The sequence below is a fragment of the Micromonospora sp. NPDC048935 genome (assembly GCF_043197875.1).
Taxonomy (GTDB): Bacteria; Actinomycetota; Actinomycetes; order Mycobacteriales; family Micromonosporaceae; genus Micromonospora.
Window position 1 is genome coordinate 352,173 of the sequence record NZ_JBICTZ010000008.1, and the last position, 13,926, is coordinate 366,098.

Here is a 13,926-nt window from a genome sequence, read left to right on the forward strand (position 1 = left end):
CGTCAGGGCATGGCCGCCCGACCGGTGGTGATCGGAGCGGGCGTGGCAGACCTCAGTCCTGCGCCGAGTCCAGCTCGCCGGTGGCGGCCAGCCGCTGGTACCAGTGCGCGCTGTCCTTCCAGGTGCGGACCTGCGTGTCGTAGTCGACGCGGATGATCCCGAAGCGGCGGTCGTAGCCGTAGCCCCACTCGAAGTTGTCCAGCAGCGACCAGACGAAGTAGCCACGGACGTCGGCACCCTGCGCGCGGGCGTCGGCCATCGCACCGATGTGCCGGCGCAGGTAGTCGATCCGCCGGTCGTCGTGGATCCGGCCGTCGGCCGACACCACGTCGTCGAACGCCGCGCCGTTCTCGGTGATCATCATCGGCTGGCTGGGGTATTCCCGGTGCAGGCGCAGCAGCAACTCGGTCAGGGCCGGCGGGTCGATGTTCCACCCCATCGCCGTGTACGGGCCGGGCTGCGGCAGGAAGTCGACGTTGTCGGCGGCGACCCACGGCGTCGACGTCGACGCACCGTGCCCGTCGGCGTCGGAGCGGGCCGACACCCCGTCCCAGGCCCGGACCAGGGTGCTGGAGTAGTAGTTGACCCCCAGCACGTCCAACGGCACCGCGATCAGCTTCTCGTCACCGGCCCGCACGAACGACCAGTCGGTGACCGATGCGGTGTCGGCCAGCAGGTCGGCCGGGTATTCACCGTCCAGCATCGGCCCGAGGAACGCCCGGTTGGCCAGGGCGTCGATCCGCCGCACCGCGTCGGAGTCCGCCGCCGAGTCGGAGGCGCCCCGGATGACGTGCAGGTTGAGCGTCACCGACAACTCGGCGGCCGGCGCCAGCTCCCGGACCACCCGACCGGCCAGACCGTGCGCGAGGTTGAGGTGGTGCACCGCGGCCAGCGCCGCCGCCGGCTCGGTCCGACCCGGGGCGTGCACGCCGGAGGCGTAGCCCAGGTACGCCGAGCACCACGGCTCGTTGAGCGTCGTCCAGGTGTGCACCCGGTCGCCAAGCGCACCGACGATGCCGGCCGCGTACTCCTGGAAGCGCAACGCGGTCTCCCGTGCCGCCCAGCCGCCGGCGTCCTCCAACTCCTGCGGCAGGTCCCAGTGGTACATGGTGGCCACCGGACGGATGCCCCGCTCCAGCAGACCGTCCACCAGCCGCGAGTAGAAGTCGACGCCGGCCTGGTTGAGGCGGCCCGAGCCGCCCGGCTGCACCCGCGGCCAGGCGATGGAGAACCGGTACGCGCTGAGCCCGAGGTCGGCGATGTGCCCCAGGTCGTCGGCCCACCGGTGGTAGTGGTCGGCGGCCACGTCGCCGGTGTCGCCGTTGAGCGTCCGACCGGGCGTGTGGCTGTAGGTGTCCCAGATGGACGGTCCGCGGCCGTCCTCGGTGGCCGCACCCTCGATCTGGTACGCCGCCGTCGCCGACCCCCAGACGAAGCTTTCCGGGAAGTGGTGTCGCGTCATCGTTCCGTCCCCTGGATCTCGCAGCTGTAGCCCGTCGAGGCACCGACGACCAGTTCCGCACTGGCCGTCCCGCCCTCGTAGCGCACGTCGAACTCGGCGCCCGGCCCGTCCCCGGGTGACGGTACCCGGACCCGGGTCCGCTGCCCCTCGGCCGGTGCGTACAGCCGCAGCCGCACACCGTCGGCCCACTCGTAGTCCGGTCGGTCGGTGCGGGAGCCGAACGGGATGACCGCGCCGGGGCGGGCCAGCACCGGCAGGCTGTCGAACGCGTGCTTCTCGGTGACCCACGCCGGACCGGTGACCTGCGCGCCGCTGACCAGGTGCGTCCAGGTGCCGGCGGGCACGTAGTAGGTGACGCCGCCGTCGGCGCTGAACACCGGCGCGACAAGCACGTCCGGGCCGAGCATGTACTGGCGGTCCAGGTGTGCGGTGGCCGGGTCGTCCGGGAACTCCAGGAACATCGGGCGCATCACCGGCGTACCGTCGCGGTGTGCCTCCTGCGCGGCGGCCGCGAGGTACGGCATCAGGCCGAGCTTGAGCCGCGTGAAGTGCCGCAGCACGTCCACGGCCTCGTCGTCGAACGCCCACGGCACCCGGTACGAGCCGGAGCCGTGCAGCCGCGAGTGCGAAGAGAGCAGCCCGAAGGCGACCCACCGCTTGAACACCGCCGGGTCGGGGGTGCCCTCGAAGCCGCCGATGTCGTGGCTCCAGTAGCCGAAGCCGGACGCGGCCAGGGACAGCCCACCGCGCAGCGACTCGGCCATCGCGACGAACGTCGACTCGCAGTCGCCGCCCCAGTGCACCGGGAACTGCTGCCCGCCGGCGGTGGCCGAGCGGGCGAACAGTACCGCCTCGCCCTTGCCGCGCTCGGCCTCCAACAGCTCGAAGACCGCCTTGTTGTAGAGGTAGGAGTAGTAGTTGTGCATCCGCTGCGGGTCCGACCCGTCGTGCCACACCACGTCGGTCGGGATGCGCTCACCGAAGTCGGTCTTGAAGCAGTCGACGCCCATGTCCAGCAGGGTCTTGAGCTTGCCGGTGAACCAGCGCACCGCATCCGGGTTGGTGAAGTCGACGAGCGCCATGCCGGCCTGCCACTTGTCCCACTGCCAGACCGACCCGTCCGGGTTGCGGACCAGGTAGCCGGCCGCACGGCCCTCCTCGAACAGGTACGAGCGCTGCGCGATGTACGGGTTGATCCAGACGCACACCTTCAGGTCACGCTCGTGCAGCCGGCGCAGCATCCCCTCCGGGTCGGGGAAGGTCGCCGGGTCCCAGACGAAGTCGACCCAGTGGAACTGGCGCATCCAGAAGCAGTCGAAGTGGAACACCGACAGCGGCAGCCCGCGCTCGGCCATCCCGTCGACGAACTCGGTCACCGTCTTCTCGTCGTACGAGGTGGTGAACGAGGTGGACAGCCACAGTCCGTACGACCAGGCGGGGATCCGGGCCGGCCGGCCGGTGAGGGCGGTGTAGCGGCGCAGCACGTCCTTCGGGTCGGGCCCGTCGATGACGTAGTACGTGAGCGACTGCCCCTCGACGCTGAACTGGTTCTGCGCGACGACCTCGGAGCCGACCTCGAACGACACGTGCTCCGGGTGGTCGACGAACACCCCGTAGCCGGCACTGCTGAGGTAGAACGGCACGTTCTTGTACGCCTGCTCGCTGGCGGTGCCACCGTCGGCGTTCCAGATGTCGACGGTCTGCCCGTTCTTGACGAACGGGCCGAAGCGCTCACCCAACCCGTACACCGTCTCGCCGACACCGAGCGCGAGCCGTTCGTGCACGTGCCGCCGGCCCTCGGCGTCGGTGACGACGCCGATGCTGCGCCCGGTGGACGCGGTGACCAGCCGGTCGCCGTGCAGGAACTCGACCCGCCACCCGTCGACGAGCGCGACCCGAGCGGTCAGCTCACCGGTGGTCAACGTCGCGCTGATCCCGGTGACGTCGACGGTGACCGGGTGCGTCTCGTCGGTGCTCAGCCCGAAGTGCGGCTCACGGGGTAGCCCGCCGGTGTGGTGGGCGATGGTCACCCCGACGACGCCGGGGGCGGGGGAGAAGAACCGGACGGTGACCAGGGGGCGGTTCAGGGTGTCGCCGCGACCGGTGATCGGGGCGGTCGGCGCGAAGACGGTGAAGCCGCGGTCGTCCGGCTCCACCGACTCCACCACGCCGGGACGCAGGACACTGACACCGGGGCGTAGTTGCCAGTACCCGTCGGTGAACTTCACTTCTCGGCTCCTGCCGTGATGCCGCGCGCCAGGGTGCGCTGGAAGATGAGGAAGAAGAGGATCGCCGGCACCAGGCTGATCAGGGCGCCGGCGTTGGTGGTCGGCGCGTCCATCAGCCGGTCGCCCTGCAACGACGCGAGCGCGACCGGGATCGTCTGCGTCTGGTTGTCGATCAGCATGACCAGCGGGATGAGGAACTCGTTCCACGTCCAGATGAAGAAGAAGATGAGCAGCACCGAGAGGGTGGGCCGCAGGTTGGGGAAGACCACCCGCCACAGCACCGTCCACTTGCCGGCGCCGTCGAGCGCGGCGGCCTCCAGCAGCGAGCGCGGGAACGTCCCCAGGACCGAGGCCAGCAGGTAGGTGCCGAACGCGCTCTGGATGACGGTGAAGATGATGATCACCGAGAGTTGGGTGTTGTAGAGGCCGATCTGCTTCGCCACGTAGTAGAGCGGGTAGATCAGCGCCTCCTGCGGCAGCATGTTGGCCAGCAGGAACAACCCGACGATCCAGAGCCGGCCGCGGACCCGGCCGATGCCCAGGGCGTACGCGTTGAGCAGTGACACGGCCACGCCGAGCACGGCCACGGAGCCGGCGATGAGCGCCGAGTTCCAGAGCTTGAGCGGGAAGTTCACCTCGGTCCAGTACGTGCGCAGACCCTTGGTGTAGAACTCGCTCGGCCAGCTCAACGGGCCACCCGACGAGTAGTCACCGGGCGACTTGAACGCGTTGAGCAACATGAACGCGAACGGCACGAGCATGACCAGCGCGCCGAGGACGACAAGGGTGAGCACGATCCAGCGGCTGACGCCGCGGTGGTGCCGATCGGGTACGGGGCCCCGGACGGGCGCCGGAGTGATGACTGCCATCTCAGTTCCCCCGGTCCCGGCGCTCGCTGCGCGCCTGCATCCAGATGAAGACCACGGCCACCAGGACGATGATCAGGGTCAGCACCGTGGAGATCGCGGAGCCGTAGCCGACCTGCAACTTCTTGAAGAAGGTGTAGTAGGCGAAGTAGCTCGGCACGTTCGTGGCGTTGTCCGGGCCGCCCCGGGTCAGGGCGAAGATCGGCCCGAACACCTTCAACGCGGCGATGGTGCAGGTCAGGGCCACCACGAAGGTCTCCGGCCGGATCTGCGGGAGGGTGATCGCCCGGAACCGGTGGACCCAGTTCGCGCCGTCGACCTCGGCCGCCTCGTAAAGCTCGGGATCCACCCGCTGTAGCGCCGCCATGAAGACGACCACCGGGTAGCCGATCTGCACCCAGATCATCACCGCCATCACGGCCGGCAGGGCGGTGCCCGGGTCACCGAGCCAGTCGTGGCGCAACGCGCCCAGACCGATCGCGTCGAGCAGGCTGTTGAACGCGCCGTCGGGGCGCAGGATCCAGCCCCAGACGATGCCGGCCACCACGACGGGCAGCACCTGCGGGAGGTAGAACGCGGCCCGCAGCGCGGCGGCGGTACGCGGCTTGAACCGTCGGCCGATGACGTCGAAGAGCACCGCGGCGAGCAACAGCCCGAGCAGGGTGGGAACCACCACCATCGCGACGATCATCCAGACGGTGTTGCGGAACGACGCCCAGAACACGTCGTCCTGCATCAACTGCTGGTAGTTGTCCAGGCCGACCCACCGGGGGTCGCCGATGCCGGACCACTTGGTCAACGACAGGTAGAGGGTGCCGACCAGGGGTGCGCCGATCACCAGGAGGAAGAGCACCGCTCCGGGGAGCAGGTAGAGCCAGTACGCCGCGTTGCGGCCGCGGCGTCTGCGGCTGGGCGCGGGCGGGGTGGGCGTCGCGGCCGGTGATGTGGCGGCGACGGTCTCGGAGACAGCCATGGAAGATCCTTCCCGGCGGGGTGGGCGGGCGCGCCGGTCGTGCCGGTCACGCCCGCCACTCGCCGTGTCACTTGCCGGTGATCTCCTTGACGCCGTCGGCGTACGGCTTGGCGATCGCGTCGAGAACCTGGTCGGGGGACTTCGAGCCGTTGATCAGGCCCTGGAAGCCGGAGACCAGCACGTCGTAGTAGCCGGGGACCGGCCAGTCCGGGTAGAAGGCGAGCCCGTCGGACTTGCTGACCGTGTTGAAGTCCTCGATCAGCTTGCGGTCCTTCGGATCGCTGATCTTCGACGCGTCGGCGGCGATCGGGACACCACCGTTGTTGCCGATCAGGTCCTGGATCTCCGGACGCAGGGTGATGTCGATGAAGTCGTACGCCAGGCTCTTGGCCTTGCTGTTCTCCGGGACCACCCAGAGGTTGCCGGAGGAGCCGGCCTGAAGGGTGTTGCCGGGGAAGAGGAAGGTGTCCCAGTTGGCCTTCATCTCGGTCTTGAACCGGCCGTACCACCAGCTACCCGAGACGATCATCGGGGTCTTGCCGGCGATGAACGCGGTGCCCATGTCCTCGGCCTTGAGGCTTGCCGAGTTCTTGGCGACGTAGCCCTTGCGCACCCACTCGGCGAAGGTGTCCGCGCCGTACTTGAGGGGGTCGGCCTTGAAGTCGACAGGGTTCTTGTAGAGCTGGTAGTTGTCGACGAACTGCCTGTCGCCCTTGGACAGGGCGAGCTGGTAGAAGAGCTGCCCGGCCGGGTACTCGGCGCCGGCCATGCCCAGCGGGGTGACGCCCTTGCCGACGAAGGTGTCCATCGCGGCGGTCATCTCGGCCATGCTGGTCGGCACCTTGACGCCGTTGCGCTCGAACAGGTCCTTGTTGTAGTAGACCGTGACGTACTCGCCGTAGTTCGGCACGCCGAACCACTTGCCCGAGCCCATCACGCCCTTGTCGCTGTAGCGGGCGGTGGTCTGCAGGCTGGGGCTGAGCTTGCCGGCCCAACCGCGCTTGTCTGCCTCGGCGCTCAGGTCGGAGAGCAGGCCCTGGGTGGAGAGCAGACCGGCGGTCGCGTTGCCCTTGTTGTACTCCATGATGTCCGGACCCTCGGACGAGTTGATGATCATGCCGGCGTTCTGCTGGATCTGCTCGAACGCCTTGCGCTCGAAGCGCACCTCGACGCCCGGGTGCTCGTTCTTGAAGATCTCGATGGCCCGGTTCCAGCCGACCCCCATGGCGCTGTTCTCGCTCTCGTAGTGCCAGAGCTTGAGAACCTTGGCGTCGCTGTCGTCCCCGTTGTCGCCACCACCGCAGGCGGCCACGGTGGTCGTCGCGGTCGCCGCCAGGGCGATCGCGGCGACGAGCCGGCGGAATCGCTGCATTACAATCCTCCTCGTTGAGTATCTAGCGGTACTGCACGGGGCCCGTCGTCGCGTTGCAGCGCGGCGGCGGGCCGTTCCTACTGGTCAGCCCCCATCAGGTGGCGGCTTCGTGGTGCGGCTGTCGATCCGCGGATCTCCAACGCGCAGGGCAGCAACTGCTGGTGGCGGTGATCGCCCGGGCCGTCCAGGTGGCGCACCAGCGCCTCGATCGCGATCCGGCCCAGCGCCGACCCGGGGGACGTCATCGCGGTCAGCGCCGGGGTCGCCAACTCGGCCACCTGCGTCGAGGTGACCATCGAGACGACGGAGACGTCCTCGGGCACCGACAACCCACGGCCGGTCAACTCGCCGAGAATGCCGAAGATCGCGGTCTCGTTCATGGCCAGCACGGCGGTCAGCTCCGGGGCCCGCGCGAACGCGGCGGCCAGGGCCGCGCGCCCGCCGGCGGCGCTGTCCTCGGCGGTGATCATCAGAGGGTCGAGGCCGTGCCCGGTCATCGCCGCGACAAAGGCGTCCCGGGTACGCAGCGCGGGCCCGTAACCGCTGGCCACCGCCGCGGCCGAGTGGTTGACGTAGACGATCCGCCGATGCCCGAGACCGACCAGGTGCGCGACGGCCTCCCGGACGGTCTGGTCGAAGTCGATGTCGACGTAGGAGAGCGCACCGGTGTCGCCGGTGCGGCCGATCAGGACCAGCGGTACGCCGGCCTCCTGGAGCACGGTGACCCGCTCGTCGGCGAGTTGGACCTCCATCAGCACGACACCGTCGAGCATCCGCTGGGTGGCCAACCGGCGCAGGTCGTCCAGGTCACCACCACCGACCGGCGAGAGCACCAGGTGGTAGCCGGCCGCGCTGGCCGCCGCGGCGGCGCCGGTGACGAAGGCGGTTTCGGTGGCACCGAGGCCGCGCTCGTCCATCGGCATCAGCAGGCCGAGGATCCGGCTGCGGCGGCTGGCCAGGCCACGGGCCATCGCGTTGGGCTGGTAGTCGAGCTCGGCCATCGCGGCGAGCACCTTGCCCCGGGTGGCCTGCGAGATCGGTCGGGCGCCGGTGAGCACGTACGAGACGGTGCTGACCGAGACGCCAGCGAGGCGTGCGACGTCGTGCATGGTGGCCACCGCGCACCTCCTCTGGCCAGGCGTGGGATCACTTTCGCATGATCGTCGAAACGCTTCGACGAAGCGGTTCGACAGACGCTAGGCCACCTGTTACGGCGACGTCAATAGCCGATGTCGAAGAGAATTCGGAGCCGCGCGATCCCCTCGTGCCCGCGCGTCGTGCCCGCGTCGTGCCCGCGCCGTGCCCGCGCCCAAGATCCGCACAACTTCCCCGATGTTGCTGCCTCTGGCGGGCGCGAGGCAGCAGTATCCCTGATGTTGCGCGGATCTTGGGCGCGGGTCGTGGATCTTGGGCGCGGGTCGTGGATCTTGGGCGCGGGCGCGGGCGCGGGCGCGGGCACGGGCACGGGCACGGCGCGCGGGGTGTGGGCACGGCGCGCGGGTGTGGGCGTGGGGTGCGGGGTGCGGGGTGTCAGGTCAGGTCGAACAGCCTGGCGGCGTTGTCCCAGCAGACCGCGCGCAGCCAGTCGTCGCCGAGGTCCAGCCGGGCCAGCCCGGTCAGTTGGTCGGCGTACGGGTGCGGGATGTTCGGGAAGTCGCTGCCGAGCAGCACTTTGCCGGCCAACCCCAACTCGCGCAGCCGGGGCAACTCGTCGCGGGGGAAGGGCACGAACTGGTCCAGAAAAGGGGTGAACGCCATCGTGGTGTCCAGGCGGACCCGCTCGTACGCCTCGGCGAGGTCCATGAACTCCCGGTAGTCCGGTGCGCCGAGGTGCGCGACCACCGCCGGTAGTCGGGGGTGTCGGGCGAGCAGGGCGGCGAACGAGTCGGGGCCGGTGTGTGCCGTTCCCACCGGGGCGTGCCCGGCGTGGACGACCACCGGCACCTCCGCGTCGGACAGCATGCCCCACACCTGGTCCAACGCCGGGTGGGTCGGCGCGAAGCCGCCGACCTGCACGTGCACCTTGAACACCCGGGCCCCGCCGGCCAGCGCCGCCTCGACGTATCCGGGGGCGTCCGGCTCGGGGAAGAACGTGGCCGAGGGCAGGCAACCCGGGGTGTCGCGGGCGAACCCCAGCGTCCAGCGGTTGAGGTCGGCAGCCATGCCCGGCCGGTGCGCGTACGCCAGGGCGCTGAACGCCCGTACCCCGAGGCGGCGCAGGTGCGCGACCCGGTCGGTATCGCTCCACCGGTACCGGATCGGCCACTCGGTGCCGACCAGCGGCCCGGGTGCGTCGAAGTACGCCCACACCCGGCGCATCAGCCGTGGCGGCAGGAAGTGCACGTGTACGTCAGCCAGGCCGGGCAGCCCCAGCGCGTGCCAGAACGCCGGCACCCGATCGTCGGCCGTCGGCAGTGACCCGAGCGCCGGCCCTGTCACATCTCGATGTCGAACCGGCTCAGCACCGAGGGCGCGATCAGGCCGACGGTGGCCAGCGCCGAGACGACGGTCAGCGCGATGCGCATCCCGACCACCTCGGCCTTGCTGCCGACCCGCAGGGCGATGCGGTTCGGTAGGCCGATCATCATCCACATGCGTCGTTTGATCGGGATCGGCCAGAGGATCGGCACACCGGCTCGGGTGATCATGTCGCCGAGGATGTGCACGAAGCAGCCCACCCCCAGGGCGGTGCCGATCAACGGGTAGCCGCGCCCACCCGGAAGGTTGGCGAAGGTGAACCAGGCCGCCCCGGCCGACGCGAGCGTGATGATCACCCAGCCGGCCCGCTCGGCCCACTCGTCGAACAGTCCGCGCAGGGCGAGGCCGAACATGAAGAACAGGATGGTGATCACCGCCCACTTGCCGTACGCGGCACAGAGCGCGGTGGTGCCCCAGCCGACCAGCACGGTGAACGGCAGGGTGTGGGTCAGCGTCCGGTGCCCGTTGTTGCGACGCGGGTCCCTGCTGAGCTTCGTGGCGTAGTAGACCCCGAGCGAGATCTTCTCCATCACCTCGGCGGCGAAGAGCGAGAAGACGCCGAAGGTGCGGGCCACCGTGGCCCCACCCTGGTTCTTGGTCACCTTGCCCGACATGTCGAGGTCGGGAAAGAGCGCGCCGCCGGCGCACACCGCGGTGCCCACCGCCAACGCGAGCGGCGACTGGTGATAGTCGGCGAACTGGTCCAGTGCCCAGGACCCGGCCAACCACGCCGCCGCGCCGGACAGCGCGTGTTGCGGTCCCATCATCTCGGCTCACCCTCCCCAGGGATCTTGAGCGCCAAAACTACGCCACTGTAGTCAGCGTCGGCGCCGCAGGGGCATCACCCGGAAGGTCCACATCGGACGGGATCACGCCGCGGGGCTGAAGCTCTGCCGGATCATCGGCAAGTATGCCGCGTTGACCTGCCAGTCGAACTCTTTTGTCAACCACGAGACGGTGTAGGAACGTTCGGCCGAGGTGTTGGCCAGCAGCCGGAAGCTGTGCAACTCGTCGCCCGCGGCGTTCACCCAGCCGCACTCCCAGACCGCGCCGCCCTCGAAGATGTCCATCGCGGAGATGTCCACCCTGCGGTAGCCGGTCAGCAGCGCCTCGCCGGTGGTGAGTCGCGTCTCCTCGGCCTTCCAGTACGCCACCGGGTCGGCCCGCGCGGGCCCCGCCTCGACACTGAGCACCCGGGCGCCGTCGTGCTCCCGGAAACAGGTCACCGCCCCCTCGGTCCAGCGCGTCCAGCCCACCGGCACGGCGATCCGGAACCCGGTCGGATCGACGTGCCAGGTCCAGCCGTCGCGTAGCCGGTAGGGCGCGTCGGCCGGGCGCGACACCGAGGCCACCGGCGTGGCCGTGGAGGGCGGTGGCGGTGGTGCCGCGCAGGCGAACGCCGCCGGCCGGGCGGTCGGTGTGCCGCCTCCGGAGCCGGACGGTGGTGTCCGCTCGACGTGGCGGCCGGCGAGTGTCAGCGTCACGCCAGCGGCGACGAGGAGGGCCGTGGTGGCTCCGCCCAGGACGATCAGACGAAGCCGCCTGCCGGGCCGATTACCCGTCGGCGTCGGCGGGTCGTCGGGCGGGGCCTGCGGCTCGACCGGGTCGGGCAGGACGGCCCGGCTCGCGCTGCGTACCGCGGCCACCGCCGAGGACCGCACCGTCGCGACGGGCTGGTCGTGGTCCGCCGCGACGGCGCGCAACAGCGGCTCCACCTCGGTGGCGGTCAACCGCCGCCAGGGGTCGCGTTGCAGCAGGCCGGTGAGCGCGGGGCGCAACGGGCCGGCGCGGCGCATCGGGTCCGGTGGGTCGGTGGCCAGTGCGCTGAGCGTCGCCATGGCACTCGACCTGGCGTACGGGGACTGCCCCTCGACCGTCGCGTAGAGCGTCGCGCCCAGCGACCACAGGTCGGTACGCGGATTCGACACCCCCTCGCGGGCCCGCTCCGGTGCGACGAACTGCGGCGAACCGAGCACCGTGCCCGGCCCGGTCATCGCACCCTCACCACCGTCGAAGGTGGCCAACCCGAAGTCGGTGAGCACCACCCGCCCGTCGTCGGCGACCAGCACGTTGTGCGGTTTCACGTCGCGGTGCAGCACTCCGGCGGCGTGCGCGGCCCGCAGTGCGGCGAGCACCGCCAGCCCGATCCGGGCGGTGCGCTGCGGGCTCAGGGGCCCTTCGGCGCTGATGATCTGCTGCACCGACCGGGACGGCACGTACTCCATCACGATCCACGGGCTCTCCCGGTCGTGCACCACGTCGTAGAGGCGCACCACATTGGGGTGATTGAGCCGGGCAGCGGTGCGCGCCTCGCGCAGGGTCCGCAGCCGCAACTCCTCGCGTTCGGCCTCGGCCAGCCAGGACGGCGGCACAACCTCCTTCACCGCGACGTCGCGGTGCAGCATCTCGTCGCGAGCAAGCCACACCCGACCCATCCCGCCGGTGCCGACCAGGTCGAGCAGCCGGTACCGACCCGCGATCAGCAACTGATGCACGGTCGCTCCCCCTTGGTCACCCCGGGTTACACGATAGCCACCGATCTCGGTGTTCTCATCCGCTGAGCGGCCTCGATCCACGCCGGACGGTGCTCCGGATCATGGCCGTACGGTGCAGGTCAGCGGGGTGGTCGGAAACTCTTTCGCACCACCGCCCAGTCGGCTTCGGCCGTCGCCCAGTCTTCCTCGGCGGTGATCCAACCCAGTGTCCAGGGAGCGGCGCCGACGACGAGTTGTCGGGCGTGCAGCAGTGGCCCGTCCGGTGCCCGCCAACGGCACTCCCACTCCGCACCGCCGTCGCGCGCGGCGAGTCGGATCTCGTCGTACTCCGGTAGTGCTCCGGCGTCGGCCGCGGCGTCGCGGACCTGGCGGAGCCCGACCAGCGGATCGGTGGCGCCGCCCGCGGCGACGCTGAACGCCCGGCCGGTCGCCGGGTCCTGGAAACAGGCCGTCACCCCGTCGCGCGAGTAGTACCAGGTCGCCGGCACGGAGACGCGGAAGCCGGCGGTGTCGGCGTACCAGATCCAGCCGGGCGGCGGTCGGAACCGTTCGCCGAGGGCCGGCGCGCGGGCCGGCACCGGCGCACCGCCGATGTCCGGGCGGACGCAGTCAAACGGTGGCGGGGGCACGCCGGGCCCGCCCGGAGGCGGTCGGCGTCGGTCGTGGCCGGGGCCGTCCGGGCCGCCGCCGGCCGGCGGTGCGTACGGCGGTGGGTCGGAGGGCCGGGCGACGGTGTCGCGGGGTCGGTCGGCGGTGACGGCCAGCGCGGTGCCGATACCGGCGGCGGCGGCCACCAGCAGCGACACGGCGACCAGCGCGGCCCGCCGTGTCGTGCGCGGCCCCGTCGGTCCGCTGGACACCGGCACCGCATCGCCCGGTCCGGCGGCCTGACCGGGCTGGGGCAGCGGAACCGTCGGCTCCTGATCGGCCAACTCGTCGGCCCCGGCGGGCCGGTCGCCCGACGCCGGATCGAACCGGCCCGCCGACCCCAACCCCGACGCCGACTCCAACCCGGTCGCTGACGCTGGCCGCGAGGACGACGCCGACGCTGACCCCGAGGACCAGCCGGCCGCCGACGCTGACCCCGAGGACGAGCCCGACCCCCACCGGGACGGCGACGCCGACGACCCGGACGCTGGCCCCGACGCTGACTCTGGCTCCGAGGACGACCCGGGCGACGACCTCGGCGACCACGCAGAATCCGATGTCGGGGGCGGGTCGGTGTGGCCGGCAGCGGCCTGGACCAGCAACCGGCGGGCCGCGTCGTGGTCGAGGCGGTGGCGCGGGTCGCGGCGCAGCAGCCCCGCGAGCACCGGCGCGAGCGACCCGGCGTGTGGGGCCGGGTCCGGCGGGCCGGCGGCCAGTGCGCTCAGGGTGGCCATCGCGGTGCTGCGGGCGTACGGGGAGCGGCCCTCCACGGCGGCGTGCAGGGTCGCGCCGAGCGACCACAGGTCGGCGGCGACCGTGGACGCCCCCTCGGCGGCCCGCTCCGGGGCCACGTACTGCGGGGAGCCGAGGACCATGCCGGGGCGGGTCGTCACCCCGTCGCCGCCGTCGAAGGTGGCAAGCCCGAAGTCGGTGAGCATCACCCGGCCGTCGTGCGCCACGAGCACGTTCTGTGGCTTGATGTCGCGGTGCAGCACCCCGGCGGTGTGCGCGGCGCGCAGCGCGTCGAGGATGGCGAGGCCGATCCGGGCGGCGTGGGCCGGCTCCAGTGGCCCCTCGGCGTCCACCAGGTCCTGGAGCGTGCGGGACGGGACGTACTCCATCACGATCCACGGGTTGTCGTCGACCGAGATGACGTCGTAGAGCCGGACCACGGCGGGGTGGTTGAGCCGGGCGGCGGCGCGCGCCTCCCGCAGGGTGCGCGAGCGCGCCTCGGCGCGTTCGTGGTCGGCCAGCCAGGTGGGCGGCACGATCTCCTTGACGGCGACCTCGCGGTGCAGCATCTCGTCGCGGGCCAGCCACACCCGGCCCATGCCCCCGCGACCCACCAGGTCGAGCAGCCGGTACCGACCGGCGATCAGCACCTGCGCACGCTCCTCCTCGGCC

At 71.2% G+C, this 13,926-nt stretch carries 10 protein-coding genes; all 10 read right to left on the reverse strand.

Going from position 1 to position 13,926, the window contains the following annotated elements; genetic code table 11:
- Positions 1-52 precede the first annotated feature (52 nt).
- Complete coding sequence (locus ACGFIW_RS23350) at positions 53-1,462, reverse strand: GH1 family beta-glucosidase (RefSeq protein ID WP_393319244.1); 1,410 nt, start codon at positions 1,460-1,462, stop codon at positions 53-55.
- Positions 1,459-3,690 carry an alpha-xylosidase gene (gene yicI, locus ACGFIW_RS23355; RefSeq protein WP_393319247.1) on the reverse strand — a complete coding sequence of 744 codons (2,232 nt, stop codon included), beginning with the start codon at positions 3,688-3,690 and terminating at the stop codon, positions 1,459-1,461. Before yicI ends, ACGFIW_RS23350 begins: the two co-directional genes overlap by 4 nt.
- Positions 3,687-4,559 carry a carbohydrate ABC transporter permease gene (locus ACGFIW_RS23360; protein WP_393319249.1) on the reverse strand — a complete coding sequence of 291 codons (873 nt, stop codon included), beginning with the start codon at positions 4,557-4,559 and terminating at the stop codon, positions 3,687-3,689. Before ACGFIW_RS23360 ends, yicI begins: the two co-directional genes overlap by 4 nt.
- Position 4,560: 1 nt before the next feature.
- Positions 4,561-5,529, reverse strand: a complete 969-nt coding sequence (locus tag ACGFIW_RS23365; protein WP_393319252.1) for a carbohydrate ABC transporter permease — start codon at positions 5,527-5,529, stop codon at positions 4,561-4,563.
- A gap of 67 nt (positions 5,530-5,596) precedes the next feature.
- Positions 5,597-6,901 (reverse strand): ABC transporter substrate-binding protein, encoded by a 1,305-nt coding sequence (locus ACGFIW_RS23370; RefSeq protein ID WP_393319255.1) that lies wholly within the window; start codon positions 6,899-6,901, stop codon positions 5,597-5,599.
- Between the two features lie 77 nt (positions 6,902-6,978).
- Complete coding sequence (locus ACGFIW_RS23375) at positions 6,979-8,010, reverse strand: LacI family DNA-binding transcriptional regulator (RefSeq protein WP_393319465.1); 1,032 nt, start codon at positions 8,008-8,010, stop codon at positions 6,979-6,981.
- A gap of 421 nt (positions 8,011-8,431) precedes the next feature.
- Positions 8,432-9,340 carry an amidohydrolase family protein gene (locus tag ACGFIW_RS23380; protein WP_393319258.1) on the reverse strand — a complete coding sequence of 303 codons (909 nt, stop codon included), beginning with the start codon at positions 9,338-9,340 and terminating at the stop codon, positions 8,432-8,434.
- On the reverse strand, positions 9,337-10,146 hold the full coding sequence (locus ACGFIW_RS23385) for a metal-dependent hydrolase (protein ID WP_357078131.1): 810 nt from the start codon (positions 10,144-10,146) through the stop codon (positions 9,337-9,339). The genes ACGFIW_RS23380 and ACGFIW_RS23385 overlap by 4 nt, the downstream gene beginning before the upstream one ends.
- Positions 10,147-10,248: 102 nt before the next feature.
- Positions 10,249-11,874: a serine/threonine-protein kinase gene (locus tag ACGFIW_RS23390; protein ID WP_393319261.1), complete on the reverse strand. Its 1,626-nt coding sequence runs from the start codon at positions 11,872-11,874 to the stop codon at positions 10,249-10,251.
- 119 nt (positions 11,875-11,993) lie between these two features.
- Positions 11,994-13,904, reverse strand: a complete 1,911-nt coding sequence (locus ACGFIW_RS23395) for a protein kinase (protein ID WP_393319263.1) — start codon at positions 13,902-13,904, stop codon at positions 11,994-11,996.
- Positions 13,905-13,926: the final 22 nt, after the last annotated feature.